Below are 26,402 nucleotides of genomic sequence, written 5' to 3'. Positions count from 1 at the left end.
GGGGCGATCCTAACCGTCGGCTTCCAGGGTGACCGGCACGTCCACCGTCTCTCCACCTCTGCGGACGGACAGCGTCACCGTCTCGCCGGGCTCGCGGGCGCGGATGTCGACGATCAGCTCGGACGGTTCGGTCACGGGACGGCCGTCGATGGCCAGCACGACGTCCCCGGGCTGCAGCCCCGCGCGGTCCCCCGGACCGCCGGGCGTGACGGCGCCGGGCTGGTCGACGATGCGCACGCCCTGCCCCTGGTAGGTCCCGTCGAGGGAGACCTTGATGACGGGGTGGACGGCGCGGCCGGTCTGGATGAGCTGCTCGGCGGTGCGCCGGGCCTGCTCGGAGGGGATGGAGAACCCCAGCCCGATGCTGCCCGTCGGCGCCTGCCCCCCGGCGCCGGGGAGCGCCGCGATGGCCGAGTTGACGCCGATCACCTCGCCGGCCGCGTTGAGCAGCGGCCCGCCGGAGTTCCCCGGGTTGATCGCGGCGTCGGTCTGGATGGCCTGGATGTAGGAGGTCTCGTCCTGGGACTCCCCCGCCGTCACCGGGCGGTTGAGCGCCGAGACGATCCCCTCGGTCACGGTGCCCTGCAGGCCGAGCGGTGCCCCGACGGCGACGACCGGGTCACCCACGACCACGCTGGAGGAGTCGCCGAACGGCAGGGCGCGCGGGCCCGTGCGGTCCACGCGCACGACCGCGAGGTCGTAGGAGGAGTCCGCGCCGACGACGCGGCCCCGGGCCTGCTGGCCGTCCTGGAAGACGACGACGATGCCGTCGGTGGCCGCCCCGGCCACGACGTGGTTGTTGGTGAGGACGAAGCTGCCGCCGTCGGTGGGCGCGTCCAGCACGAAGCCCGACCCGGTGCCCGAGCCCTGCGAGCCCTGCACCTGGAGCGCGACGACGCTCGGCAGCGCGGCGGCCGCGATGCCCGCCACGGACCCGGCGGCCCGCTGCGTCGACCCGGCCGACGGCGAGGGCAGCGACACCCCCGGGTAGGTCCCGCCGGAGCCGTCGGACAGCTCGTCCTGCAGCAGGCCACCGGCGAAGCCGCCGACGACCCCCAGCACGAGCACGAGGGATCCGGCGCCGATCCAGCGCGCCGGCGAACGCCGCGAGCGGGGGGCGGGCGGTGGCCACGGCTCGGATCCCTGCGCGGGGAGCAGACCGAAGGGTTCGGGCCGGGCGGCCTGGGGCACGGCCGGACCGGCCCGGTAGGGGTCGTAGGGGGGCGGGAAGGCGTCGTGGCCGGCGGGCTGCTGCGGACCGGCGGGCGCCTGGCCCCACGCGTCGGCCGGGCGCCAGGGTCCATCGGCGGACCGGCCGTCGTGACCGGGCGCCGCCCACGGGTCGGGGCGACCGCCCTCGTCGCGGCGGGGGTCGGGCGCGCCCGTGCCGTACGGGTCGCTCACGGAGCGGTCGTCGTGGGGCTCGCGGTCGGCGTCGCCGGCCCGGAGGGCTGCACGCGGCTGACCGTGGCCGTCCCGGGCGCGTCCGACCCGGGCGTGAAGCCCGCCGACGACGGCGCGGACGAGGGGGTCGTCCGGAGCTCGGCCACCGGGGCCTGCCCGCCACCGGGCAGCCCGCCGAGGACGAGGACCCCGGCGATGCCCGCCCCGAGGAGGGAGAAGGTCCCGGCGAGCGCGGCCGCCACGGGACGGCGCCGCACACGGCGGACGGCGCGGCCGGCCGGGCCGCGCGAGGACCGCGACCGCACGGGGTCGGTGCGCGAGGGCGGCGCCACCCCGACGACGGGCCGCGCCGGGTTCGCCATCGGGGCGTCGCGCGGCGGGAGCGGACCGGAGGGGCCACCGATCTGCAGCAGCCTGACCACGAGGTCCTCCGACAGCTCCGGCTCGCCCAGGGCGTGCAGGCGCGCCCGGACCAGCCGTTCGGCCTCGAGGGCGTCGGAGCAGTCCGGGCACGCCCGGACGTGGTCGTGGGCGCGGGCTTCGGCGTCCGTGGCGAGCCGCCCGTCGACGAGTGCGGTCACCCGCGCGCCGAGGTGCGGTCCGCTCACGGTCGCTCCTCGCCGTAGGCCAGCTGCGGGGCCGTGCCCGGGCGCGGGGCCCGGTGGGCGAGGGCGGCACGCAGCTGGGCGCGACCGCGGTGGATCCGCGAGCGCACCGTCCCCAGCTTCACGCCGAGCGTCGCTGCGATCTCCTCGTAGGACAGGCCCTCGATGTCGCACAGGACGACGACCGCCCGGAAGTCCGGCGGCAGCGCGTCCAGCGCGCGCTGGACGTCGTCGTCGAGGTTGCGGTGCTCGTAGGCGCGCTCGGGACCGATGTCGGTGCTGGCCAGCTTCTCGCCGGCGTCCTCGGCCAGGGCGTCGAAGCGGATGCGCTGCTTGCGGCGGACCTGGTCGAGGAACAGGTTCGTCGTGATGCGGTGCAGCCAGCCCTCGAAGGTGCCGGGCTGGTAGTTCGACAGCGACCGGAAGACGCGGACGAAGACCTCCTGCGTGAGGTCCTCGGCGTCGTGCCGGTTGCCCGTCAGCCGGTAGGCGAGGCGGTAGACCCGCGCGGAGTGGTCGCGGACGACCTCCTCCCACGTCGGGGGGACCCAGGTCGAGGCGGCGACGGCCGGGGACAGCGTCGCGGGGTCCTCGACGTGCGGCAGTCCCGGCACCACGGGCACCGGTCGACCGGCGGTGTCGCCGGTGTCGTCGCTCACGGGGTTCCTCCTGGAACGGGCGGGGAAGGGGGCCGCGAACGGCACCGCCAGTGCTCCCATGCTCTCCCACTCCCATCGTCTCGGCCAGTCACCGCCGGCAGGTCCAGCCGGTCGGCGTCGAAGGGTCCAACGGAGGTCTGACCTGCGCGGTTCCCCGGTCAGCCCCCGGACCCCGCCGACCGGGTGAACGGCGGGAACCTGCACAGGTCCTGCGCAGCCCCGGCACGGGCGGGGCACCGTCCGCAGGGCCCCCTCACGGGGAGCCACGGTCCGGCCACCGGGGGTCACGAACGGCGGTGCTCTACAGTGCGCACGTGCCGACGCCCTCGTCTCGCCCGTCCAGCAAGCAGCCCGCCAGCTGGGCCTACGCCGAGCAGTTCGTCCCCGAGGACGAGGTGCTGCAGCGGGCCCGGGCCCGGGCCGCCGAGCTGGGCGTCGAAGCCGTCTCCCCCGGCGTCGCCGCCACCCTCACGGTGCTCGCCGCGGCCGCCCGCGCCCGCACGGTGGTCGAGGTCGGGACGGGCACCGGCGTTTCGCTGCTCAGCCTGCTGCGCGGCACGGGCGAGGACGGTGTCGTCACGACGATCGACCCCGACGGCGAGGCCCAGCGCGCCGCGCGCGAGGCGGTCGCCGAGGACGGCATCCGCAGCAACCGCGCCCGCTTCATCAACGGCCGGGCCCTGGAGGTCCTGCCCCGCCTCACCGACGCCACCTACGACCTCGTCCTGCTCGACGGCGACGAGCGCGAGAACAGCGCCTACCTCGAGCAGGCCCACCGGTTGCTGCGCGCGGGCGGTCTCCTCGTCGTCGACGACGCGCTGTGGAAGGGCCGGGTCACCGACCCCGCCGCGCGCGACGCCTCGACCGCCGCCCAGCGCGAGGTCGCCCGCGTCGTCCTGGAGGACGGCAACTGGTTCCCCACGCTGGTGCCCTCGGGCGACGGGCTGCTGCTCGCCGTCAAGAACGGCTGACGGGCCCCCTCAGCGCGCCCCGGCCGCCACCGACGTCTCCAGCCACTCCAGGAGCAGGCGGGCGCCGTACCCCGTGGCGCCCTTGACGACCTCGTGCTCGGGCCCGTCGGCGCGACCGGTGCCGGCGATGTCGAGGTGGGCCCAGCGCCGCCCGCCCGTGAAGGGCCGCAGGAAGAGCGCCGCCACGATCGACCCGCCGCCGTGGCCGGGGGTGGTCGTCACCTGGCGGGCGTCGGCGACGTCGGAGTCCAGCGCGGACACGTAGTCCTCGACGAGCGGCATGTGCCACACGCGCTCCCCCGAGGCCGCGGCCGCGGCCTCGAGCTGGGCGACGAGCTCGGCGTCGCCGGAGTAGAGGGCTGCGTGCCGCTTGCCGAGCCCCAGCGTCGCCGCGCCCGTCAGGGTCGCCACGTCCACGAGGACGTCGGGGCGCAGGACGGCGTCGGCGTAGGCCAGCGCGTCACCGAGCACGACCCGGCCCTCGGCGTCGGTGTTGTTGACCTCGGTCGTCCGGCCGCCGTAGTGCGTCACGACGTCGCCGGGACGGTAGGCCGCCGCGCCGAAGGCGTTCTCCGCCAGGGCGAGCAGCCCCGTCACCTTGACGGGCAGCTTGAGCCGGGCCGCCGCGGCGACGACGGCCAGCACGGCGGCCGAGCCGGCCATGTCCGTCTTCATGGCGACCATCGACTCGCGCGGCTTGATGCCCAGCCCGCCCGTGTCGTACGTGATGCCCTTGCCGACGAGGACGACGTGCGGGGCGTCCGGCCGGGCGCGCGGGGTCCAGCCCACCTGCACGAGGGCCGGGGAGGACGCCGACCCGGCACCGACGGCCAGCAGGCCGCCGAACCCCTCGCGGCGCAGCCGGTCCTCGTCGCGCACCTCCACCTTCAGGCGCAGACCGGCCGCGACCTCGAGGGCCTGGGCCGTCATCCACTGCGGGTCCTTGAGGTTGGACGGCGTGGCGGCGAGGTCGCGCGTCAGGACCGTCGCCCCGGCGCTCACCTCGGCGTGCCGGACGTCGGCCGCGTCGACGGCGCCGAGCAGCAGCAGGCGCCGGGGGGCCGGGGCGGTCGCGGCGCGGCGGCCGCTGACCGGCGGGACGTAGGAGGCGAGGAGGAACCCCTCGACGAAGGCGCGCGCACCCGCGCTGCCGACGCCGTCGGCGAGCGTGGTGGCGACGTCGCCGGAGGCGCTGCCGACGGCGCGGGCCAGGGCCGCCCCGCTGCGGCGCAGGGCGGTGGGCGAGGAGTCGCCCACGCCGACCACGAGGAGGCGGCGCGGGCTGCCCTGCGGCGCGGGCACCGGCAGGCGCGTCGTCTGCGCGGCGCGACCGGTGAACCCCTCGGCCGTGCACGCGGCGGCCAGGTCGATCCCGTACCGGACGGCGGCGTCGGCGGCGCCGGGACGCGGCTGGAGCGGGGCGTCGGCGCCCTCCCCCGCGGCGACCGGGACGGCCAGGACGTCGAAGCCCCCGAGGTCGGCCCCGAGGACACCCCCGCGCCGCACCTCGACGGTGGGCGGGGTCCAGCGGCGCAGGTCCGGGGCGGCGGCGGTCACGGTCTCGGTGCTCACAGGGGTTCCTGACTCTCGCGGGCGGGCGCGGGGGCGCGGTGCGGACGGCTGGGGAGACGGGTCGGGGCGGGTACCCGTTCCGGTACCCGCCCCGTTCCGTCCCTCAGCCCACGACCGAGGTGATGGCCTCCCCGAGGGCCTTGGCCTCGTCGGGCGTCATCTCCACCACGAGCCGGCCACCACCCTCCAGCGGCATCCGCAGGACGATGCCACGTCCTTCCTTGGTGACCTCCAGCGGACCGTCCCCGGTCCTCGGCTTCATGGCCGCCATCGGCGTGCTCCCTCTCGTCGTCGCGTGCGCGCGTCATCCGCGGCCGGGTGCCGCGGAGGACGTGTTGACGTACATCATCCCCCACCGGACCGGTCGGGCGGGCGCAGGGGCTCGCCGGAGGATCACCGTCAGGTCACGGCAAGGGGTGCACCCCGGTCACGGCGGCCAGTCCGCGGGGGGTGAGAAGCGCCACAGCCACGCGACCCAGACGACCTGCAGCGCCAGGCAGCAGACGACCCAGCCCGTGATCGGGACGCGCCGGCCCGGCCGCAGCCCGACGAGCGCCCCGAGGGGGAAGAGGAAGACCAGGTAGCGGAACAGGCTGGTGAACGGGTCGAGCACGAGCAGCAGGTACCCGACGTAGGCCAGGCACCAGGCGCGCAGCTCCGGCCCGAGCGCCCGCGTGCGCCGCGACAGCAGCCAGGCCGCGTAGGCGGCGACGCCGGCCACGAGGACGAGGGGGCCGACGGGCCCGAGGACGTACTGCGAGATCCCCCACCAGGGCTTGAGCGGGACGACCTCCCCGCCCGCGCGCCAGGCGCCCATCGTCGCCGTGTAGGCGTCCGGCTGCCCCGTGAGCTGCCAGGCGGTGAAGGGCCACAGCAGGCCCGCCGTGCCGGAGGCCGCGAGCAGGCCCAGGCCCCGCACGGCCTCGCGACCGCCGAGGACCGTCCCGGCCCGGTGGCCGGCCCACGCGCGCAGCCCCAGGTGCACCACGACGACCACGGACAGCGGGACGGCGACGGGGCGCGTCAGCCCCAGCAGCAGCGCGAGCAGGGCCGCCGGCAGGTAGCGACCGCGCTGCAGGCAGAGCAGGAACGCCACGAGCAGGGCGAGGGCCGGCCCCTCGGTGTACGGCACCTGGTAGACGAGCGCGGGCGGGGTGACGCAGAACAGGACCGCGCCGCTCCAGGCCCCGCGGCGGGCCAGGGTGGCGCTCACGCGCGTCCGCAGCGTCCGGCGCAGCAGCGCCTCGACCCCCACGGCCGCGGCGGCCCCCGCGACGAGGGAGACGAGCGCCCCGGCCGCCCCGAAGGACAGGCCCGTCGTCATGAGCAGCCGCGCGAGCAGCGGCGCGACGGGGTAGAACGCGAGCGCCGACTGCTGCGGGTCGCCGGCCTGACCGAGCGGGACGGCGCCGGGGTAGCCCTCGGTCGCGATCTTCTCGTACCAGGTGGCGTCCCAGAGCCCGAGCATGTCGCCGTAGCCGGGGTTCGCCGGGGTCCACGTGCTCTCGGGCTGGAACCGGGCGACCTCGGCCAGGACGACGGCGGTGAACAGGCGCGCGGCCGCGTAGACGACGAGGACGCGCACGGCCACGGGCAGCCGCAGCCAGCGGAGCAGCAGTCGGCTCCGCAGCCCCAGCCGCAGGCCCCCCGAGGCGTCGACCGCCGTCACGACGGACCGCGCAGGTCGTCCGAGGCGGTCCGCAGCACCGCCTCGAAGGCGAGCTTGCCGACCAGGCCCGGGACGGGCCCGCCTAGACCTGCGAGCCGGGCCAGCCAGCGCGGCCGGACGAGGATCCGCTCGGTCCAGTCCACGCGGACGCGACCGGGCCCGGCGGGGGCGACGACGATGTCGACGTCGCCGCCGAAGACGTCGCCGGTCTTGGCGACGCGCACCCGGCCGACCGCGCCCGGTCCCTCGGTCCCGTCCGGCGGGACGCGGTCGACCACCTCCATGGCGTCGACGAGGACGAACGGGCCGAACGTCGTCGTCCCGACGAAGCGCTCCCCCACGGCGGCGACGGGGCTGTCCTGCGCCCGCGCCACGACGGTCGCCGGCACCCACGCCGTCTGCCGCGGCCAGTCGGTGAGGACGTCGAAGACGTGCTTGACGCGGCCGGTGACGACCGCGGACGCCGTGAACTCCACGAGGCGCCCCTGCGGGCCCGGCCGGCTCACTCCTCGGCCGTCCGCCACGCCGCCAGCTCCTCGTCGCGTTCGCGGATCTCCTCGCGCAGCCGGTCCAGGACCGCGTCGACCTCGTCCATCCGGTACCCCCGCAGGCCCAGGGAGAACCGCACGGCGTCGACGTCGGAGGCCACCACGGGACCCTCGGGCAGGCCGCGGTGGGGCCGCGTGGACGTGGCGGGGCCCATGCCCCCACCGACGCGGCCGGTGACGACGGCCACGACGGCGCCGACGGCCAGCAGCACGAGGACGAGCAGGAACAGGGTCACGACGCGGGTCCCCCGTCCGCGGGCTCGGTCTCCCCGTCGGTCGGGAAGACCGCGAACGACCCGACGATCTCCGAACTGGGCAGCGACACCCGGTCCCGCGGAGCGGTCTCGAGGTGGTCGAGGGCCTCCTCCACGTCCTCGGTCCAGCAGATGCAGTCGAAGACCAGCGGACGCGCGAACCCGGAGTCGACGAGCGTCTCCAGCCATGTCTTCAGCCCGGCGTAGTGCCCCGCGCTGTCCAGGACGGCCAGGGGTTTGGTGTGCAGGCCGATGGTGCGGGCGACCCAGATCTCGAAGAGCTCCTCGAGCGTCCCGAGGCCCCCGGGCAGCACGACGAACGCGTCGGCGCGGGCGTCCATCTGCGCCTTGCGCTCGCGCATGTCGCCCGTGACGACGAGTTCACCCAGGCCCTGCGGCGGCAGTTCCAGGTCCATCAGGGCCTGCGGCATGACGCCCGTCGTGCGGGCACCGGCGGCCCGCGCGGCGGCCTCCGCGGCCCCCATGACGGACGTGCCGCCCCCGCCGTAGACGAGGTCGTGACCGCGTTCGCCGATGCGGCGCCCGACGGTGGCGGCCAGCTCGACGTGCGCGGGGTCGATGCCGCCGGAGGCGCTGCCGTACAGGCAGATCGTGCTCACCGGGCGCCGTCCAGCAGCCAGCCCGAGAGGACCTCCAGGCACTGCTCGACCTCGGCCGTGCGGCACCGCTCGTCGTCGGCGTGGGCCGTCGCGTTGTCGCCGGGCCCGTAGTTCACGGCGGGCACGCCGAGGGCCGAGAAGCGCGCCACGTCGGTCCAGCCGTACTTGGGCAGCGGGGTCGTGCCCGTGCGGGCCACGAAGTCGGCGGCGGCCGGCAGGTGCAGCCCCGGCCGGGCGCCCTCGGCGACGTCGGTGACCTCCACGGCGAACCCGTCGAACACCTCGCGCACGTGCGCCTGCGCGCCGGCGGCGTCCAGCGACGGCGCGAACCGGTAGTTCACCGTGACCGTGCAGCGGTCGGGGATGACGTTGCCCGCGATGCCGCCGCTGACCAGGACGGCGTTGAGCGCCTCGCGGAACACCAGGCCCTCGACGTCGACCTCCCGCGGCGCGTAGGCCGCCAGGCGGGCCAGGACGGGCGCGGCGTCGTGGATGGCGTTGTGCCCGCGCCAGGGCCGGGCAGAGTGCGCGGCCTTGCCCGTCGTCGTCACCTCGGCGCGCAGGGTTCCGTTGCAGCCGCCCTCGACGACGGCCGAGGACGGTTCGAGCAGCACCGCGAAGTCCGCGGCGAGCAGCTCGGGGTGGTTCCGGGCGAGCCGGCCCAGGCCGTTGCGGGCGGCCTCGACCTCCTCGTGGTCGTAGAAGACGAACGTCACGTCGCGGGTGAGGTCCTCCCCCGCCGCGGCCACGCGGCGGGCGAGCGCGAGCTGGACGCCGACACCGCCCTTCATGTCGCACGTGCCGCGGCCGACCAGGACGTCGCCGTCGACGGGGTGCTGCTCGCGCCGCACCGGCAGGTTCGGCGGATCCGTCAGCGGCACGGTGTCGAGGTGGCCGGCGAGCAGGACGCGCTCGGAACGACCCAGCGTCGTGCGGGCCACGACGGCGTCGCCGTCGCGCGCGACCTCCAACCCCGGAAGGGCGCTGAGCGCAGCCTCGACGGCGTCCGCCAGCGCGCGCTCGTCACCACTGACCGAGGGGATGTCGCAGATCCGCCGGACCAGCTCGACGACGTCGAGGGCGGGGTCGCTCAGGTCGGTCGGCGGACCGGCCGGGGTGACGGGCGTGGAGGTGGGGACGCTCACGCACCTCACCCTAGCCAGGGGCCCCGCTTGTAGGGTCGAGCGCGTGAGCGAGCCGAACACCCCGTCCCCCCAGCCCAGCCCCGAGCAGAGCCGTCGGGCGTGGGGCCACGGCCTCGCGACGTACGCCGAGGACGGCACCGTGCTCGACGTCTGGTTCCCCTTCCCCGCGCTCGCCCCCGCGCCGACGACGAGCTCCTACGGCGTCCCGGCCGAGCTGGCCTCGCTGGAGACCGACGACATCCACCGCCGCACCAGGCAGCGCGTCCTGACGGTCGACATCGACCTCGACGCCGCGCCGGCCGACACCGCCGACGCCTACCTGCGGCTGCACCTGCTCTCGCACCGGCTCGTCGCCCCGCACGGCGCGAACCTCGACGGGATCTTCGGCGTCCTGGCCAACGTCGTGTGGACGAACCACGGGCCGTGCGCAGTCGCCGACTTCGAGCGGGTCCGCCTGGCCCTGCGGGCGAACGTCGGGCCGGTCACCGTCTTCGGCATCGACAAGTTCCCGCGCATGACCGACTACGTGACGCCCACGGGCGTGCGCATCGCCGACGCCGACCGCGTCCGCCTCGGTGCGCACCTGGCGGCCGGCACGACGGTCATGCACGAGGGGTTCGTGAACTTCAACGCCGGCACCACCGGCACGTCGATGGTCGAGGGCCGCATCTCCGCGGGCGTCGTCGTCGGCGACGGGTCCGACGTCGGCGGCGGCGCCTCGATCATGGGGACGCTGTCGGGCGGCGGCAAGCAGGTCGTCAGCATCGGCGAGCGGACGCTGCTGGGCGCGAACTCGGGCACCGGCATCAGCCTGGGCGACGACTGCGTCGTGGAGGCCGGCACGTACATCACGGCCGGGACGAAGGTCAGCCTGCTGGGCGAGGACGGCACCGTGCAGCAGACCGTGTCGGCCCGCACGCTGTCGGGCTCGGACGGGCTGCTGTTCCGCCGCAACTCCCAGACGGGTCAGGTCGAGGCGCTGCCGCGCAAGGGCGTCCGGGTCGAGCTGAACCCCGCGCTGCACGCCAACTGAGGTGGCCGGCACCCCAGCCCGCCCGCGTCCCCGCTCCCGTCCCCGTTCGCGTCGACCGTCCCCGGGCGCCCGGCACACCCGTCGCCTCCGGCTGGTGACGGCGCTCGTCGCGACGGGTGTCGTCGTGGCCGGTGGCGTCGTGTGGCTGACGCGCGACCCCGAGGCGCCGGTCGTCGTGGAGCGCTGCCGCGCCAGCGTCGACGGCGAGTCCACGTCGATGTCGCCCGAGCAGGCCGCGAACGCCGCGACGGTCGTCGGGATCGCCGTCCGCCGGGGGCTGCCCGCGCGGGCGGCGACGATCGGGATCGCGACGATCGTCCAGGAGTCGGGGATGCGCAACCTCGACCACGGCGACCGCGACTCCCTGGGCCTGTTCCAGCAGCGGCCCTCCCAGGGCTGGGGAACGCCGGAACAGGTGCAGGACCCGGTGTACGCGACGAACGCCTTCTACGACGCCCTGGTCAAGGTCGAGGGGTACCGCGACCTGCCGGTCACCGATGCGGCACAACGCGTGCAGCGCAGCGGTTTCCCACTCGCCTACGGCGACCACGAACCGGAGGCGCGGCTCGTGGCCTCGGCCCTGACGGGGTACACCCCGGGCGGCTTCACCTGCCACCTGCGCCCGGCACCGGTGTCGCAGGAGTCCGGGGACGACGTGGAACTCGCCCCGGCGGCGCAGCGCTTCGCCGACGCGGCCGGCACCCAGGTGACGACGTCGGCACCGGAGGTGGTCGCGGGGACGCGAGGACGGGCGGTGGAGTTCACCCTGGGCGGGGACGACGCCCAGCGCACGGCCTGGGCCGTCGCGAGCTGGTCCGTGGCCAGCGCCTCGGTCTACGACGTGACGGAGGTCAGCGTCGAGGGTTCGCGCTGGTCGCGCGAGGAGTCCGGGCGCGGCTGGACGAGCGCCGCCACTGGGGTCCCCCGGGGCGGCGTCCAGGTGCGCCTGGGCGCGTGAGCGCGCCGGGTCAGCGGGACCCGAGCGGCACGTAGTCGCGCGCGCCCTCGCCGACGTACACCTGGCGGGGGCGGCCGATCTTCGTGGCCGGGTCGTTGATCATCTCGCGCCACTGCGCGATCCAGCCGGGCAGGCGGCCGAGGGCGAAGAGGACGGTGAACATCTTCGTCGGGAAACCCATCGCCTTGTAGATGATGCCCGTGTAGAAGTCCACGTTCGGGTAGAGCTTGCGCTCGATGAAGTACTCGTCGTGCAGCGCGATCTCCTCCAGGCGCATGGCGATGTCGAGGAGTTCGTCGCGCTTGCCGAGCTTGGACAGGACCTCGTCCGCCGTCTTCTTCACGATGGCGGCGCGCGGGTCGTAGTTCTTGTACACCCGGTGGCCGAAGCCCATCAGGCGCACGCCCTTCTCCTTGTTCTTGACCTTGGTCATGAACGTGTCCACGTCGTCGTCGGAGTTCTTGATGGTCTCGAGCATGTCGAGGACGGCCGAGTTCGCCCCGCCGTGCAGCGGACCGGACAGCGCGTGGATGCCGGCCGAGACGGAGGCGAAGAGGTTGGCCTGGCCCGAGCCGACGAGCCGCACCGTGGAGGTCGAGCAGTTCTGCTCGTGGTCGGCGTGCAGGATGAGGAGCTGGTCGAGGGCGCGGACGAGGACCGGGTCGAGCTCGTAGTCCTCGGCCGGGTTCCCGAACGCGAGCCGGGTGAAGTTCTCCACCAGGCCGAGCCGGTTGTCCGGGTAGAGCAGCGGCTGGCCCAGCGACTTGCGGTGCGCGTACGCAGCGATCGTCGGCAGCTTGGCCAGCAGCCGGACGGTGGACAGCTCGACCTGCTCGGCGTCGAACGGGTTGAGGGAGTTCGGGTAGAACGTCGACAGCGCGCTGACGGCGCTGGACAGGACGGGCATCGGGTGCGCGTCGCGGGGGAAACCGTCGAAGAACCGCTTCAGGTCCTCGTGCAGCAGCGTGTGGCGCTGGATGCGCGCCGTGAAGTCGGCCAGCTCGGACTCCGACGGCAGGTGGCCGTGGATGAGCAGGAAGCTCGTCTCGACGAACGTCGACCCCTCGGCCAGCTGCTCGATGGGGTACCCGCGGTAGCGCAGGATCCCCTCGTCGCCGTCGATGTAGGTGATCGAGCTGGCGCACGAGGCGGTGTTCGTGAAGCCCGCGTCGAGGGTGACCAGCCCGGTCTCCTTCAGCAGGCTGCCGATGCCGAAGCCGGCGGCGCCCTCGGTGGCAGGGGACACGGGGAGGTCCAGTTCCCCACCGGCGTGCTTCAGCGTCACGGAGTCAGCCATGTCGCGACCGTACCCGCCCCGATCGTCCACCCGCGACACAGGTCCGCCACCGGTGGAAGACGGGCGGACGGTCACGCCAGGTCGGCCAGCCGGTCCCCCACGCGGGCCACCCGTTCGTCGGTCGCCGTGAGGGCCACGCGGACGTGCCGCGCCCCGGGCGGGCCGTAGAAGTCGCCGGGGGCGACGAGGATCCCGCGGTCGGCCAGCAGGTCGACGGTCGTGCGCGCCGGCTCGTCCCGGGTGCTCCACAGGTAGAGCCCGGCCTCGCTCGCGTCGATGCGGAAACCGGCGCCCTGCAACGCCTTCCGCAGCACCTCGCGCCGCGCGCGGTAGACCTCGCGCTGCGCGGCGACGTGCTCGTCGTCGCTCAGGGCGGCCTGCAGGGCCACCTGCACGGGCCACGGGACGATCATCCCGGCGTGCTTGCGCACCTCCAGGAGCTCGGCGACCAGGGCCGGGTCGCCGGCGAGGAACGCGGCCCGGTACCCGGCGAGGTTCGACTGCTTGGACGTCGAGTACGCGACGAGCAGTCCGGTGTGATCGTTCCCACACACGCGCGGGTCCAGGACAGAGGCGACGAGCCCCCCGGCCGTCGTGTCGTGGGCCGGGGACCAGCCCAGCTCGGCGTAGCACTCGTCGGAGGCGACGACGACGTCGTGCTCGCGCGCCCAGGCCACCAGGGCCGCGAGCTCGGCGACCGTCCGGACCGCGCCGGTCGGGTTCGACGGGGAGTTCAGCCACAGCAGCCGGATGCGCGCACCGCCGTCCCAGGCGGTCTGCAGCTCCTCCACGGTGTCCGCCCCCAGCGGCGTCGCGCGGGCCAGCCGGGCCCCCACGTCGTACGTCGGGTAGGCCACCGCGGGGTGGGCGACGGTGTCGCCCGCGCCCACGCCGAGCAGGAACGGCAGCCAGGCCACCAGCTCCTTGGAGCCGACCGTGGGCAGGACGCCGTCCGGGTCGAGGCCGGGGACGCCGCGGCGGCGGGCGAACCAGGCCGCGACGGCCTCGCGCAGGGGCGCGGTGCCGTGCGTCTGGGGGTAGCCGGGGGCGTCGGCGGCCGAGCGCAGGGCGTCGGCGACGACGGCGGGGGTCGGGTCGACGGGGGTGCCGACCGACAGGTCGACGATCCCGTCGGGGTGGGACCGGGCGCGGGCCTTGGCGCCCGCGAGGGAGTCCCAGGGGAAGTCGGGGAGCGAGGCGCCGACCCGGCCGCGGGCCCCGGTCACCGGCTCGTGGCGGGTCGGCGCACTCACGTCAGTGGCCCTCGGCCTGCGGGGGCAGCGCGGTGACGACCGCGTGGTCGGTGTCGATGACGCCCATCTTGGCGGCGCCGCCGGGCGAGCCGACGGTGTCGAAGAACTCGACGTTGGCCGCCGTGAAGGCCGACCACTGCTCGGGGACGTCGTCCTCGTAGTAGATGGCCTCGACGGGGCAGACCGGCTCGCAGGCACCGCAGTCGACGCACTCGTCCGGGTGGATGTAGAGCGACCGCTTGCCCTCGTAGATGCAGTCCACGGGGCACTCTTCGATGCAGGCCTTGTCCTTGACGTCGACGCAGGGTTGCGCGATGACGTAGGTCACGGGATGTCCTCCTCCTCCGGCGGGCGGGCGGCCGGGACGCCCTCCGTAGTATCGCCGACGCCTGCGGCACACCGCACACGCACCACCCCGGGAGAGCAGTGACCGACCCCACGCCCGATGCGCTCGTCCGCCCGCTGACCGTCGGCGGGCGCGTCGTCGTGCGCCACCGGCTGCCCGACGGCTCGGCCACCGACGCCCTCGGGGACCTGCTCGCCGACGACGGGGAGACCCTGCGCATCGCCACCCGGCGCGGGGAGGTCGTCGTGGCCCGCGCGGACGTGCTGGCCGCCAAGCCCGTACCCCCGCCGCCGGCGCGCAAGGGCCCGCCGCACACCGCGGTCGGGACCGAGGACCTCGAACGCGTCATGGCCGAGCACTGGCGCCCGCTGGAGCGCGTCGACCTCGGCGGCTGGCGCCTGCGGGCGAGCGAGGGGTTCACGGGCCGGGCCAACTCGGCCCTGGCGCTCGGGGACCCGGGCCTGCCGCTGCGCGAGGCGGTCGCCGCCGTCGTGGACTTCCACACCGCCCGCGGGCTGCAGCCGCTCGTGGCCGTCGCCCACCCCGACGGCGGGCTGGGCGAGGGCACCGCGCTCGTCGACCTGCTGGCCGCGACCGGCTGGACCGTCCGGACGCCGACGGTCGTGCTGACCGCCGCGACCGACGACCTGCCCGGTGCCGCGGAGGTCCCGCTGCCCGCGGGCCTGCGCGTCGAGACGTCCGCCGAGCCGGACGACGCCTGGCTCGAGCGGTACCACTACCAGGGGCTGCCGACGGTGCCGCCGGCCGGACGCCGCATCCTCGTCTCGGCCGACGAGCAGGTGTTCGTGCGGATCGTCGACACCGGGACGGACGGCGGGACGACGGTGGCGATCGCCCGCGGGTCCCTGTCCCCCGGCTGGGCCGGGGTGACGGCCGTGGAGACGCTCCCCTCGCACCGGCGCCGCGGCCTCGGCCGGCGGGTGCTGGCCGAGGTCGCGGACTGGGCCCGCTCGCGCGGCGCCGCGTCGACCTACCTGCAGGTGCAGGGCGACAACGCGGCCGCGCGGGCGCTGTACGCGGGCGTCGGGTTCACCGTCCACCACGCCTACCACTACCGGGTCGCGCCGCAGCGCTGACGAGCGAACGGGATGTCTGCACGTCGGACCGGGAAAGCGCTCAGAAGACGCTTTTCGGGGCCCGGCGTGCAGACATCCCGTTCGCCACCGGACTACCGACCCGTCTCCTGCGACCGCACCGCCGCGGCGTCCACGGACGCGTGGGTGCCGATGTCCCAGACGAAGGGCGGCTCGGTGCCGTTGACCGACCAGTCCCCCACGATGCGCTGCTTGTAGACCACCGGGTTGTGCGAGGCGACCGTGCGTGCGTTGCGCCAGTGCCGGTCGAGGTCCTTGGCGCGGGACGTGCCGGACGCGCCGAGCGTGTTGAAGAGCAGCGTCGCGGCGCGCGGGACGGTCTCGGACAGGACGACCTGGGCCTGCGCCGTGCGGATCTCGGCCAGCACGTTGGCCTCGCGGTCGGCGTCCGTGCCGGGCAGGTGCGCGGTGTCGGCGGCCCCCTGGACGGCCTGCGCCGCAGCGCGGACGAGGGCGCGGGCCGTGAAGGCGGTCGCGGAGATCTCCCCCACGACCGACAGCACCTGGGCGTCGTTCCGGACGAGCGGGGCGAGGCCGTGGGTGTAGCTGCGGGTGCGGCCGCGCACCTGTGCGCCGGTGTCGCGCTCGACGGCGGCGGCGATGCCGGCGTGCACCGCGAGCAGGACGAGCTGGTAGAGCGCCGTCTGGTAGCGGAACCGGTCGGTGAACGGGGCGACGTCGGCGGCGTCCACCTCGACGTCGTCCAGGACGAGGGTGCCGGTGCCGGTGAGCTGCTGCCCGAACCCGTCCCAGTCGTCGGAGACGCTCGCGCCCTCGGCGTGGACCGGCACGAGGACGGTCACGGTCTCGAAGGAGCCGTCCGGGAGCTCGCGGCGGGCGGTGGCGTCGGTCCAGTCCGCGAAGATCGTGCCGGTCGTGTAGTACTTGCGGCCGCTGACGCTGGTGCGCCCGTCGCGGGTGGTCACGACCGTCTGCTGCCGGCCCGTGACGCCGTCCCCGACCTCGCTCCACGCGTTGCCGACGAGCTCACCGGCGACGACGCGCTCGACCCAGCGCGACCGGTACTCCCCCGCCGGCAGGCTCAGCACCTGCTCGACCCAGGCGATGTGCCCGCGGAACACCTGCGGCAGAGCGGAGTCCGCGGCCGCCAGGTCGACGAGGAGGTCGGCGAACTCGACGAGGTCCAGCCCCTCCCCGCCCTCGGCGACGGGCACCCGCAGCCGGCCGAACCCGGCCTCGAGGAGGTCGCGCACCTGCGCGCGCGGCAGCTCGTGGTCCTGCTCGCGGGCGACGACGCCCTCGGCGAACCGGGCGAAGAGCGGGGCGAAGCGCTCGGCGGCGGACTGGGTGGTGGCGGTCAGCGTGTCGCTGGTCAACGGGGTCTCCTCGGTCGCGGAGGGCCCGGGCGGGGGGCCGGCGGCGCGGGGACCGTTCGTCCTTACCCGTGCCGGAGCACCAGGGTCAGGTCGTCACCCGGGGCACCCCACGACGAGGAGGGTTGCCGGCCAGCGAGCCGGGGCTTCGCGCTGGCGCTCATGACCTGGGAGCAGGAAACCAGACCCTGCCGGTCCGGTTCAAGCGCACGGCCGAACGGGAGCGGTGCACCCCAGCCCCCCGGGGTGCCCCGCTCCCGTGCCCCACTCGCGACGACCGCCCCCCGGAGCTCAGCCCCCCGGCTCCGGTGCCGTCGCGAGGTCCTGCGTCGCGACCGGGACTCCCCTCCGGGTCCCGGTCGCGACGAGCCTTCAGATCCGCCGGTCGGCGGGGTCGCGCAGGTCGATGACCCGCTGCGGGGCAGCCGACGCGTGCTCGGCCTGCGCGGCCTGGAGCACGTCGGTGATCTCGTGGCCGATGAGCTCGTGGCGCTCCAGCAGCGCGTCGCGCAGCGCCTCGACGAGGTGGCGGTGGCGACCGAGCAGCTCGCGGACGGCCTCCTTCTGCTCGCGCAGCAGGTTCTCCACCAGGCGGCGGCCCTCGGAGTCGCCCAGGACGCGGGAGACGAGGTTGCCGTCGGCGAAGGCGCCCTGCTGGACGGCGGCGAAGGACACGAGCGTGCCCGCCATGCCCGCGGAGCCGACCATCTGGGCGGCGACCGACGTCGCCGACTGCAGGTCGCCGGCCGGACCGGTGGAGACGTCGCCGAAGAACAGCTCCTCGGCCACCTGCCCCCCGAAGGCGATCTTGATCATGCCGGCCAGCTCGGTGCGCGAGCGGGTGTAGACGTCCTCGGCGTCACCGTGGGCGAGCAGCCCGAGGGCGCTGGCGCGCTTGACGATCGTGAGGATCTCCAGGCGCCGCTGCGGCGCGACGAGCCACGCGACGGCGGCGTGCCCGGCCTCGTGGGTCGCGATGAGGCGCGCCTCGTGGTCGGTGTAGGCGACCGGCTGGCCGAGGCCGACCTCGGTGACGAGCCGGGCGTGCTCGACGTCGGCCCAGCTCATGCCGTCGCCGCCGCGGCGGACCGCGTTGACGAGGGCCTCGTCGAGCAGGTTCTCGATCATCACCGGCGAGTAGCCGTTGGTGATGCCGGCCAGGGCGTCGCGGCGCTCGGCCTCGTCGAGGGGCGCCTCGTGGGCCTTGCGGGCCAGGAAGTGGTCGACGAGCTGCCGGCGACCGGCCTTGTCCGGCAGACCGAAGGTCATGCGGCGGTCGAAGCGGCCGGGGCGCAGCAGCGCCGGGTCGAGGGCGTCGGCGCGGTTGGTCGCGGCGATGATCAGGACCTCGACGGGTTCGCCGACGGGACGCTGGAGCCGGCGGTCGGCGGGCAGGAACCGGTTCACCGTGTCGACGAACCAGCCGTGCAGGCGCTCGGACGTCGTGGGCTCGTCGAAGGACTGCATCTGCACGAGCAGCTCGTTGACGACGCCGCTGGCACCCTCGCTGGAGGCGAGCCGTTCGGTCTGCAGCGCAGCGTGTCCCGTCGCGGGAGCGGTACCCGGCAGGGACATGGGCAGGTTGGTGAGGCCACCGCAGCCCATGACGCTCGCGGTCGTGGCGGCGGTCATCGAGCTCATGCCGCCGCGGGCACCGGCGATCGCGTCGATCTCCTCGATGAACCCGATGGCGCCGCCCTCGCGGCGGGCGGCCTTGCGCAGGGCCTTGAAGTAGGAGCGCACCTTGCGGGCCGTCGCGCCGTACCACATGGACTGGAAGCTGGTCGCGGAGACGAAGAGGAACGGGACGCCCGCCTCGCGCGCCATGGCCTTGGCCATGTGCGTCTTGCCCGTGCCCGGCGAGCCCTCGAAGAGGAGGCCGCGGCGCGGACGGCCGCCCATGCGGCTGCGGAAGGTGCGCGAGCCGAGGAACAGGTCGAGGCTGCGCTCGACGTCCTCCTTGACGGGGTCCAGGCCCTTGACGTCGTCGAGGGAGACGTCGATCTGCTCGGGCCGGTACACGACGTGCGGCGAGCGCCCGGAGACGAGGGTCTGGCCGAGCATCAGCGCGATCATGAAGGCGAAGAAGACGCCGATCATGAGGTACAGGGGGTCGACGGCCGGCAGGTCCGGGACGAGGGACCCGCCGGTGGCCAGGCGGACGTCGAGGACGAGCAGCGCGGCGAGCACGACGAGCAGCAGCGTCCGGGTGCGGCGGCGGCGGTTGCGCTCGCGCAGCCGGCCGACGTCGGCGCTGTCGCGGCCGGCGCGGGGTGCGCCGTGACGGGCGGGCTGCTCGGACGTGCGCCGGGCGTCGGGGGCGCGCAGGACGTGGGCCACGGGCCGCTCCTCCTCGGATCACGCCCGGCGGGTTCCGGACGTGGGTCCAGCCAACCCCGGCCCCTCACGCACGGCCACCCACCGTGACGCGTTCGGACGATCGCGTTCACCCGCCCGGAGCAACGGAACGTGTCGAACCGATCACCCGGCGCACGACGCCGCGGTGTGCTAGCGCCGCGTCACTCCGCGGGGGCGACGCCGGCGAACAGGTCCGTCTCCCGACCGTCGGCGTCGAACGGCCCCGAGGCCACGCCGTGCCGCAGGCGGAAGTGCTCGGTCGGCCAGACCGGTTGCGGCACACCGTTGGACAGGCGCATGACGGGCACGTCGGCGTCGAGGTCGAGCTCGACCTGGGTGGCGTGGGCGCGCAGCGCGGCGAGCTTGGCGGGCAGCTGTCCCGTGCCGTCGACCACCGTCGTGACCTCCCCGTCGGGCACGACGACGCTCGGCAGCGTCCCGTCGGGGTCCCCGGCGCCCGCGGCCCCGGTCCCGGCGAGGGCGCGCAACGCCACCCGGACGGCCGACTCGGGCTGGACGATCTCGTAGACCTTCGCGACCTGCCACGGCACCGTCCCGTCGTGCTGGTCACCCGCCGCCAGCACCAGGGCGCGCACGGTGGCCTCGTGCACCCGGACGTGGTCGGGGTGGCCGTACCCGCCGCCCGGTTCGTAGGTGACGACGACCTGCGGACGCACCTCGCGCACGACGGCCGCGACCTGCGCGGCGACCTCGTCGGGGTCGGCCGCCGTGAGCGCCCGCGGGTCGACCTCCCCGCCGTCCACCGTCGTCGACGCGGCCTGCCCCGGCGCGAGCCAGACCATGCCCGAGTCCCGGTACCCCGAGCCGTCGGGACGCGTCAGGAAGCGGTGGTCGGTGACCCCGAGGGCCTCCATCGCCGTCGCCAGCTCGTGCGTGCGGTGCTCCCCCAGGGCGTCGGGGTCCAGGTGGGCGAGCTCGGCCGGGATGACCTCCCCCAGCTCCCCGCGGGTGGCCGTGAGCAGCGTGACGCTCGCTCCCGCCTCGGCGTAGCGCGCCATCGTCGCGCCGGTGCCGATCGTCTCGTCGTCCGGGTGCGCGTGGACGAGGAGGATGCGCCGGGGCTGGTCCAGGGCGTCCATCGCCGCGAGCGCCTCGGGGTCGAGCTCCCCCAGCGCGTCCTCGACGACGTCCGCCGCGATCTCCAGCGGGTCGCGCCCCGCCACCGCCGCCCCGGCGTCGTCGGGCCGTTCGGGAGGTGTCGTCGTCATGTCCCCATCCTGGCCCGGTAGCCCCCCGCCCGCGATCACACCCGCCGCGCCGCAGCCCCGAACGCGCAGAGCCCCGCGAGCACGGGGCTCGCGGGGCTCTGCGGAGGCGTCAGGGCGTCAGCTGCGCTTGGCCTTGGACGTGGCGCGAGCGCGCTGGGTCTGGTCCAGCTCGACCTTGCGGATGCGCACGGCCTCCGGCGTCACCTCGACGCACTCGTCCTCGCGGCAGAACTCCAGGCACTGCTCGAGGGACAGGTGGCGCGGCGGGATGAGGCGCTCGAACTCGTCGGACGTCGACGAGCGCATGTTGGTGAGCTTCTTCTCCTTGGTGATGTTGACGTCCATGTCGTCGGCGCGGGAGTTCTCCCCGACGATCATGCCCTCGTACACCTCGGAGGTGGGCTCGATGAACATCTGGCCGCGCTCCTGCAGGTTCGTCATCGCGAACGCAGTGGCGACACCGGCGCGGTCGGCGACGAGCGAGCCGGACTGGCGGGTGCGGATCTCGCCGGCCCAGTGGTCGTACTGCGCGAACAGCGCGTGCGCGATGCCGGTGCCGCGGGTGTCGGTGAGGAACTCGGTGCGGAAGCCGATGAGCCCGCGGGAGGGGACGTAGAACTCCATGCGCACCCAGCCGGTGCCGTGGTTCGTCATCGTCTCCATGCGGCCCTTGCGGGCGGCGAGGAGCTGGGTGATCGGCCCCAGGTACTCCTCGGGGGAGTCGATCGTCAGGTTCTCGAAGGGCTCGAGCGTCTTGCCGTTCTCGTCCTTGCGCAGGACGACCTGCGGCTTGCCGACGGTCAGCTCGTAGCCCTCGCGGCGCATCTGCTCGACGAGGATCGCCAGCGCCAGCTCACCGCGGCCCTGGACCTCCCAGGCGTCGGGGCGCTCGGTGGGCAGGACGCGGATGGACACGTTGCCGACGAGCTCGGACTCGAGGCGGTCCTTGACCAGGCGCGCGGTGACCTTCGAGCCCTTGACCCGGCCGGCCAGCGGCGAGGTGTTGGTGCCGATGACCATCGAGATGGCGGGCTCGTCGACGGTGATGAGCGGCAGCGGGCGCGGGTCCTCGGGGTCGGCGAGGGTCTCGCCGATGGTGATGCCCTCGATCCCGGCGACCGCGACGATGTCGCCGGGGCCGGCCTTCTCGCCGGGCACGCGGCTGACGGCCTCGGTGACGAGCAGCTCGGTGATGCGCACGCGCTCCATGGACCCGTCGTGCTTGCACCACGCGACGGTCTGGCCCTTGACGAGCTCACCGGAGAACACGCGCAGCAGCGCGAGGCGGCCGAGGAACGGGGAGGCGTCGAGGTTGGTGACGTGCGCCTGCAGCGGCGTCTCGGGGTCGTACGTCGGCGCCGGGATGGTGTCGAGGATCGTCTGGAACAGCGGGACGAGGTCCTCGGAGTCCGGCAGGCCGCCGTCCTCGGGCTGGGTCAGGGACGCACGGCCGTTCTTGGCCGAGGCGTAGACCACGGGGACCTCGAGCAGCTTGTCGGCGTCGATGCCCTCGACGTCGGCGGCCAGGTCGAGCAGGAGGTCGTACGTCTCCTCCACGACGGCGGCGATGCGCGCGTCGGGGCGGTCGACCTTGTTGACGAGGATGACGACGGGCATGCCGGCCGCGAGCGCCTTGCGCAGCACGAAGCGGGTCTGCGGCAGCGGGCCCTCGGAGGCGTCGACGAGCAGGACGACGCCGTCGACCATGGACAGGCCGCGCTCGACCTCACCACCGAAGTCGGCGTGGCCGGGGGTGTCGATGATGTTGATGGTCATGCCGCCCTCGGGAGCACCGGGGCCGGCGTACCGGACCGAGGTGTTCTTCGCGAGGATGGTGATGCCCTTCTCGCGCTCGAGGTCGCCGGAGTCCATGACGCGGTCGGCGACGTCGGAGCCCGCGCGGAACGCGCCGGACTGCCAGAGCATCGCGTCGACGAGCGTCGTCTTGCCGTGGTCGACGTGGGCGACGATCGCGACGTTGCGCAGGTCCTCGCGGGTGCTCAGGGGCATCAGGTTCTCGATCCGCTTCTCGTGGTCTGGTCGTCGGCTCCGCGACGGGCTCCACCCCGCTGCGCAGTCGAGAGCGCGGCCGGGCCGGGAGGGGTTGACACCACAGTCTATCCGCGCCCTCCGGCCCCCGGGACGGGCGCGCGGTCCTTCACTCTTGAACGACCCTCTGACCTGCGGAAACGCTCGTCCGGTAGTCCGTTCTGATCATCGCCGGGTGGCCCGGACGAGCCATTCCGTGCCACCCTCGCCCTCATGTCCGCACCGCCTGAGCACCGAACCGGCACGTCGTCCACCCCCTCACCCGGCCCCGCCGGAGCAGCCGGACGTCCACCCGTCGACAAGCGGACGTTCGCGGTCGCCGCGGGCGTGGTGGTCCTCTTCCTGATCGTCGGCGCCGTCTGGCCGACCCAGCTGAAGTCCGGCGCGGACGCCGTCCTGCAGGTCGTCGTCGGCGACTTCGGCTGGGCCTTCGTGCTGGGGGCGACGGGCTTCGTCGTCCTCGCCCTCGTCCTGGCCTTCAGCCGCTTCGGCCGCATCCGCCTCGGCCGCGACGAGGACCGCCCCGAGCACTCGCGGGCGTCGTGGATCGCGATGATGTTCTCCGCCGGCATGGGCATCGGCCTGATGTTCTACGGCGTGACCGAGCCCGTGACCCACCTCATGACGGTCCCGCAGAACGACCAGACCCCCGGCTCGCAGGCCGCCGCCACCGAGGCGATGAACTACTCGCTCTTCCACTGGGGCCTGCACCCGTGGGCGATCTACGCCGTCGTCGGGCTCGCCCTGGCGTACTCCAGCTACCGCAAGGAGCGCGCGGGCGGCTTCTCGGCGGCCTTCGCCCCCCTGCTGCGCGGCCGCCGCGGCAAGAGCGCGGCGCGCGTCATCGACGTCTTCGCGATCTTCGCGACGCTGTTCGGCTCGGCGGTCAGCCTCGGCCTGGGCGCGGCGCAGATGAACGGCGGCCTCACCGAGGTCTTCGGCATCGCCAACTCCACGACGGTCAAGGTCCTCATCATCGCCGTCCTGACGGTCTGCTTCATCGTCTCGGCCATCAGCGGCATCGAGCGCGGCATCAAGTGGCTGTCCAACACCAACATGGTGCTGGCCCTGGCGCTGCTGTTCTTCCTCTTCGTGGTCGGCCCGACCGTCTTCATGCTCAACCTCATCCCGGCCTCGGCGGGCAACTACCTCGCCGCGCTGCCGACGATGGCCACCCGCACGGGCGCCTTCGGCGGCACCGACTGGCTGAGCGCCTGGACGCTCTTCTACTGGGCGTGGTGGGTGTCGTGGACGCCCTTCGTCGGGGCCTTCCTGGCCAAGATCTCCAAGGGCCGCACCATCCGTGAGTTCATCGTGGGCGTCATGCTCGTCCCGACGGCCGTCAGCCTGGTGTGGTTCTCGGTGCTCGGCGGCGCCGCGATCGACCTGCAGCGCAAGTTCGTGGACGGCGCCGGCGGCGCCGACATCGCGGGCATCGCGAACCAGGAGTCGCAGATGTTCACGTTCCTGCAGCAGTTCCCGTGGGCCGGGTTCACGTCCGTGCTCGTCGTCGTGCTCGTGGCGATCTTCTTCGTCTCCGGCGCCGACGCCTCGAGCATCGTCATGGGTTCGCTGAGCTCCTACGGCGTCGACGAACCGCAGAAGTGGCTCGTCGCGCTGTGGGGCGGCCTCATGGGTCTGGTCGCCATCGTGCTGTTCTTCGCCGGCGGTCTGGAAGCGCTGCAGGACATCACCATCATCGCCGCGGCCCCGTTCCTCGTGGTCATGGCGCTCATGGCGGTCGCGCTCGTGAAGGACCTCGCCCGCGACCCGAAGATCACCTCGCCCCAGCGCCGCCGCGGCGACCGCCGCGACCCGAAGGTGACGGCCGCCGACAGCGACTGGGACAGCCCGGTCCCGACCCACGTCGAGGCCACGCCGCCCGCCCCGGGCGCCGAACCCTCCCGCTGACCCGCGCGGCCCCGGCGACCGCCCGGGGGGACGATCGTTGGCACCTCGCTCCCGTTGAACGGGAGCGAGGTGCCGACGATGCGTCCAGGGCGGCGGCCCGTCAGGGCCGGGCGAGCCGCTCCATCGCCGCGACGAGCGGCACGTCGCCGGGCAGCCAGTCGACGCCGGCCCAGCTCCCGCGCTCCAGCCACCGCAGCTCGTCGTGGTCCTGCAGGGGTTCCGGCGTCCCGCGCACGAGCACGCCGAACCACACGCGCATCTCCAGGTCGGGGGTCAGGGGCCACGCGCCGTCCGGGTGCACGACCTCGTCCCCGAGCCGCACGACGACCCCGAGCTCCTCGGCCAGCTCGCGGTGCAACGCCTCCTGCGGCGTCTCCCCCGGCTCGACCTTGCCCCCGGGCAGCTCCCACTTCCCCGCGAGCGCCGGCGGTGCGCTGCGCCGGGCGGCCAGCAGCCGTCGCGGAGCGCTCAGGTCGTCGACGAGGGCCGCACCCACGACGAGCCTCACCGCACTCCCCTCACGACGCCGGGAGCGGGGCGGCTCCGCGCTCGGTGAGGTACGTCGTCAGCAGCTGCGACTCCGCCTCCTGGCTGGCCACGATGGCCGCCGCGAGGTCCCGGACCTCCGCCGTCGTGGCGTGCTCGGCGCCGTACTGCGCCATCTCGATCCCCCCGGCGTGGTGGCGCAGCATGAGCTGCAGGAAGTCGACCTCGAACGCCTCACCGTCCTCGGCGTTCAACCGCGCCATCTCGGCCGCCGTCGCCATGCCCGGCATGATCCGGCCCTGCGCCTGCTCCACCTCGTGCCGGGCGTGCAGGTCGGTGCCGGCCATCCACGCCATGACGGGACGTCCGGCCGAGGAGAGGGGCTGGTCCCAGGACAGGAGCAGCTGCTGCATCCGGCCCGCCTGGTTGCCCTGCGTCGAGGCGATGTCGACGGCCAGCTGCCGGACCTGCGACGACGGGGCCTTCGCGAGGGCGGTGTACGCCATCGAGACGGCCTGCCCGTGGTGGGTCGCCATGTCGCGGGAGAAGCCGACGTCGACGGAGTTCGCGCCCGGGGCGGCGGGCAGTGCGCGGCCCACGAGCACGCCGGCGACGAGGGCCACGAGCAGACCCGCCGTCGCGAGGAGGACCTGCCGGGCCGTGAGGCCGCGCATCAGCCGGTCGGCGTCCCCGTGCCGTTGGAGCACAGGGCCCCGGGCTCCGGCGTCTGCGCCCCCTGCACGTACTTGGCGAGGAACGCGTCGACCCGCGGGTCGTCGGCCGACTGCAGCTGGAGCTGGTGGTTCCAGGCGGACAGGACGACGGGCGCGGGCAGCCCCTCGTAGGGCGACAGGACGGTGTACGTCTCGCCCTGGACGTCGGACTTCAGCTGGTCCACCTGGGCGGACGGCAGGTCCGGCCGGTAGGTGATCCAGACGGCGCCGTGCTCCATGCTGTGCACGGCGTTCTCGTTGGGCACCGGCGCGTCGTAGACCCCGCAGTTCAGCCACACCGGGTTGTGCTCACCGCCGACGGGCGGGTTCTCGGTGTACGTCACCGGCGTCTCGACGTGCTGCCCGCCCCGGTAGTCGAAGGTCTTCACCGCGTCCAGCGACGGCGGCTGCGGCCGGTTGAGGAAGACGGCGGTCACCCCGCCGGCCACGGCGAGGGCCGCCACGGTCGGGATCGCCACGACCAGGACCCGCCGCCGACGGGCGTGCGCCTTCTCCGCCTTCTTCATGGCCGCGACGCGGGCGGCCCGGTCGGAGCGGTCCTTGGAGGGCTGGGGCGCCGGGGACGGCGTCTGGCTCAACGTGCTGGTCCTTCCCGTGGTGGCGCCACGTGGGACCTCGTGGCGTCATCGAGTCAACGTCGCGGGCGACGGGATCGTTCACCCCGGCACTGCTCACGGTGGGTGAGGATCGTCACACCTCGTGGCGTCGGGCCGCCTCCCGGGCGCGCCGGGCGCGGTCCCCGTGGTCACCGCGGGCGACGGCGGCCACCCGGTGGCGCGGACTGGTCCGCCAGTAGACGACCGCGATGCCGACGACGACGGCGAGCACGACCACAGCGATGTAGTGCATCGG

General features: G+C 74.6%; 26 protein-coding genes and 1 riboswitch. Of the genes, 5 read left to right on the top strand and 21 right to left on the bottom strand.

Annotation, left to right across the window (positions count from 1 at the left end):
* Window positions 1–9: 9 nt before the first annotated feature.
* From AB1207_RS16065 to sigE, 3 genes are read right to left on the bottom strand one after another with little or no spacing between them, the layout of a single operon-like run.
* Window positions 10–1,404, bottom strand: coding sequence for a S1C family serine protease (locus tag AB1207_RS16065; RefSeq protein WP_367639401.1), 1,395 nt, complete (start codon window positions 1,402–1,404; stop codon window positions 10–12).
* Window positions 1,401–2,012 (bottom strand): anti-sigma factor family protein, encoded by a 612-nt coding sequence (locus AB1207_RS16060; protein WP_367639400.1) that lies wholly within the window; start codon window positions 2,010–2,012, stop codon window positions 1,401–1,403. Before AB1207_RS16060 ends, AB1207_RS16065 begins: the two co-directional genes overlap by 4 nt.
* On the bottom strand, window positions 2,009–2,728 hold the full coding sequence (sigE, locus tag AB1207_RS16055) for an RNA polymerase sigma factor SigE (protein ID WP_367639399.1): 720 nt from the start codon (window positions 2,726–2,728) through the stop codon (window positions 2,009–2,011). The genes AB1207_RS16060 and sigE overlap by 4 nt, the downstream gene beginning before the upstream one ends.
* Window positions 2,729–2,982: 254 nt before the next feature.
* Between sigE and AB1207_RS16050 the strand changes: the two genes are divergently transcribed.
* The gene (locus AB1207_RS16050) at window positions 2,983–3,639 is read left to right on the top strand and encodes an O-methyltransferase (RefSeq protein ID WP_367639398.1); all 657 of its coding nucleotides are present in this window, start codon (window positions 2,983–2,985) and stop codon (window positions 3,637–3,639) included.
* A gap of 9 nt (window positions 3,640–3,648) precedes the next feature.
* Here AB1207_RS16050 and AB1207_RS16045 read toward each other — a convergent pair whose 3' ends face one another.
* The 7 genes from AB1207_RS16045 to dapE form a co-directional block, all read right to left on the bottom strand.
* Window positions 3,649–5,211, bottom strand: coding sequence for a leucyl aminopeptidase family protein (locus AB1207_RS16045; protein WP_367639397.1), 1,563 nt, complete (start codon window positions 5,209–5,211; stop codon window positions 3,649–3,651).
* 103 nt (window positions 5,212–5,314) lie between these two features.
* Window positions 5,315–5,482, bottom strand: a complete 168-nt coding sequence (locus AB1207_RS16040; protein WP_106210338.1) for a DUF3117 domain-containing protein — start codon at window positions 5,480–5,482, stop codon at window positions 5,315–5,317.
* A 156-nt stretch (window positions 5,483–5,638) separates the two neighbouring features.
* Complete coding sequence (locus AB1207_RS16035; protein ID WP_367639396.1) at window positions 5,639–6,880, bottom strand: putative hexosyltransferase; 1,242 nt, start codon at window positions 6,878–6,880, stop codon at window positions 5,639–5,641.
* Window positions 6,877–7,404 carry a hypothetical protein gene (locus AB1207_RS16030; protein ID WP_367639395.1) on the bottom strand — a complete coding sequence of 176 codons (528 nt, stop codon included), beginning with the start codon at window positions 7,402–7,404 and terminating at the stop codon, window positions 6,877–6,879. The genes AB1207_RS16035 and AB1207_RS16030 overlap by 4 nt, the downstream gene beginning before the upstream one ends.
* The gene (locus tag AB1207_RS16025) at window positions 7,383–7,664 is read right to left on the bottom strand and encodes a DivIVA domain-containing protein (RefSeq protein ID WP_367639394.1); all 282 of its coding nucleotides are present in this window, start codon (window positions 7,662–7,664) and stop codon (window positions 7,383–7,385) included. Before AB1207_RS16025 ends, AB1207_RS16030 begins: the two co-directional genes overlap by 22 nt.
* Window positions 7,661–8,302 (bottom strand): LOG family protein, encoded by a 642-nt coding sequence (locus AB1207_RS16020; protein ID WP_367639393.1) that lies wholly within the window; start codon window positions 8,300–8,302, stop codon window positions 7,661–7,663. Before AB1207_RS16020 ends, AB1207_RS16025 begins: the two co-directional genes overlap by 4 nt.
* A complete protein-coding gene (dapE, locus tag AB1207_RS16015) occupies window positions 8,299–9,447 on the bottom strand; it encodes a succinyl-diaminopimelate desuccinylase (protein ID WP_437178957.1) in 1,149 nt (382 codons plus the stop codon). The genes AB1207_RS16020 and dapE overlap by 4 nt, the downstream gene beginning before the upstream one ends.
* 43 nt (window positions 9,448–9,490) lie before the next feature.
* Between dapE and dapD the strand changes: the two genes are divergently transcribed.
* Window positions 9,491–10,480, top strand: a complete 990-nt coding sequence (gene dapD / locus AB1207_RS16010; RefSeq protein ID WP_367639392.1) for a 2,3,4,5-tetrahydropyridine-2,6-dicarboxylate N-succinyltransferase — start codon at window positions 9,491–9,493, stop codon at window positions 10,478–10,480.
* Between the two features lie 94 nt (window positions 10,481–10,574).
* On the top strand, window positions 10,575–11,438 hold the full coding sequence (locus AB1207_RS16005) for a hypothetical protein (RefSeq protein WP_367639391.1): 864 nt from the start codon (window positions 10,575–10,577) through the stop codon (window positions 11,436–11,438).
* Window positions 11,439–11,448: 10 nt separating this feature from the next.
* On the opposite strand, the gene AB1207_RS16000 is transcribed toward AB1207_RS16005, so the two are convergent.
* The 3 genes from AB1207_RS16000 to fdxA all read right to left on the bottom strand — a co-directional run bounded on the left by AB1207_RS16000 (window position 11,449) and on the right by fdxA (window position 14,316).
* The gene (locus AB1207_RS16000; protein WP_367639390.1) at window positions 11,449–12,735 is read right to left on the bottom strand and encodes a citrate synthase; all 1,287 of its coding nucleotides are present in this window, start codon (window positions 12,733–12,735) and stop codon (window positions 11,449–11,451) included.
* A 71-nt stretch (window positions 12,736–12,806) separates the two neighbouring features.
* Window positions 12,807–13,988 carry a succinyldiaminopimelate transaminase gene (dapC, locus tag AB1207_RS15995; protein WP_367639389.1) on the bottom strand — a complete coding sequence of 394 codons (1,182 nt, stop codon included), beginning with the start codon at window positions 13,986–13,988 and terminating at the stop codon, window positions 12,807–12,809.
* A 1-nt stretch (window position 13,989) separates the two neighbouring features.
* Complete coding sequence (gene fdxA, locus AB1207_RS15990) at window positions 13,990–14,316, bottom strand: ferredoxin (RefSeq protein ID WP_367639388.1); 327 nt, start codon at window positions 14,314–14,316, stop codon at window positions 13,990–13,992.
* A 98-nt stretch (window positions 14,317–14,414) separates the two neighbouring features.
* Between fdxA and AB1207_RS15985 the strand changes: the two genes are divergently transcribed.
* Entirely contained in the window at window positions 14,415–15,431 is a 1,017-nt protein-coding gene (locus AB1207_RS15985) for a GNAT family N-acetyltransferase (RefSeq protein ID WP_367639387.1), read from the top strand.
* Between the two features lie 92 nt (window positions 15,432–15,523).
* Here AB1207_RS15985 and AB1207_RS15980 read toward each other — a convergent pair whose 3' ends face one another.
* The 4 genes from AB1207_RS15980 to typA all read right to left on the bottom strand — a co-directional run bounded on the left by AB1207_RS15980 (window position 15,524) and on the right by typA (window position 22,380).
* Complete coding sequence (locus tag AB1207_RS15980) at window positions 15,524–16,786, bottom strand: acyl-CoA dehydrogenase family protein (protein WP_367639386.1); 1,263 nt, start codon at window positions 16,784–16,786, stop codon at window positions 15,524–15,526.
* Window positions 16,787–16,839: 53 nt separating this feature from the next.
* Window positions 16,840–16,951, bottom strand: a riboswitch (SAM riboswitch).
* 204 nt (window positions 16,952–17,155) lie between these two features.
* Entirely contained in the window at window positions 17,156–19,123 is a 1,968-nt protein-coding gene (locus AB1207_RS15975) for an AAA family ATPase (protein ID WP_367639385.1), read from the bottom strand.
* 179 nt (window positions 19,124–19,302) lie between these two features.
* On the bottom strand, window positions 19,303–20,370 hold the full coding sequence (gene mshB, locus AB1207_RS15970) for an N-acetyl-1-D-myo-inositol-2-amino-2-deoxy-alpha-D-glucopyranoside deacetylase (protein ID WP_367639384.1): 1,068 nt from the start codon (window positions 20,368–20,370) through the stop codon (window positions 19,303–19,305).
* 117 nt (window positions 20,371–20,487) lie between these two features.
* A complete protein-coding gene (typA, locus tag AB1207_RS15965) occupies window positions 20,488–22,380 on the bottom strand; it encodes a translational GTPase TypA (RefSeq protein ID WP_367639383.1) in 1,893 nt (630 codons plus the stop codon).
* A 252-nt stretch (window positions 22,381–22,632) separates the two neighbouring features.
* On the opposite strand from typA, the gene AB1207_RS15960 reads away from it, so the two are divergent.
* The gene (locus AB1207_RS15960) at window positions 22,633–24,330 is read left to right on the top strand and encodes a BCCT family transporter (RefSeq protein WP_367639382.1); all 1,698 of its coding nucleotides are present in this window, start codon (window positions 22,633–22,635) and stop codon (window positions 24,328–24,330) included.
* A 100-nt stretch (window positions 24,331–24,430) separates the two neighbouring features.
* Here AB1207_RS15960 and AB1207_RS15955 read toward each other — a convergent pair whose 3' ends face one another.
* From AB1207_RS15955 to AB1207_RS15940, 4 genes are all read right to left on the bottom strand, one after another.
* Complete coding sequence (locus tag AB1207_RS15955; protein WP_367639381.1) at window positions 24,431–24,838, bottom strand: (deoxy)nucleoside triphosphate pyrophosphohydrolase; 408 nt, start codon at window positions 24,836–24,838, stop codon at window positions 24,431–24,433.
* Window positions 24,839–24,848: 10 nt separating this feature from the next.
* Window positions 24,849–25,523, bottom strand: a complete 675-nt coding sequence (locus tag AB1207_RS15950) for a DUF305 domain-containing protein (RefSeq protein WP_367639380.1) — start codon at window positions 25,521–25,523, stop codon at window positions 24,849–24,851.
* Window positions 25,490–26,128 carry a thioredoxin-like domain-containing protein gene (locus AB1207_RS15945; protein ID WP_367639379.1) on the bottom strand — a complete coding sequence of 213 codons (639 nt, stop codon included), beginning with the start codon at window positions 26,126–26,128 and terminating at the stop codon, window positions 25,490–25,492. The genes AB1207_RS15950 and AB1207_RS15945 overlap by 34 nt, the downstream gene beginning before the upstream one ends.
* A gap of 112 nt (window positions 26,129–26,240) precedes the next feature.
* Window positions 26,241–26,399 carry a hypothetical protein gene (locus AB1207_RS15940; RefSeq protein WP_367639378.1) on the bottom strand — a complete coding sequence of 53 codons (159 nt, stop codon included), beginning with the start codon at window positions 26,397–26,399 and terminating at the stop codon, window positions 26,241–26,243.
* Window positions 26,400–26,402: the final 3 nt, after the last annotated feature.

It is taken from the genome of Kineococcus endophyticus (assembly GCF_040796495.1).
GTDB classification, from domain to species: Bacteria; Actinomycetota; Actinomycetes; order Actinomycetales; family Kineococcaceae; genus Kineococcus; species Kineococcus endophyticus.
The sequence above is the reverse complement of the archived record's forward strand: the minus strand, read 5'-3'. Positions and strand labels throughout refer to the sequence as shown.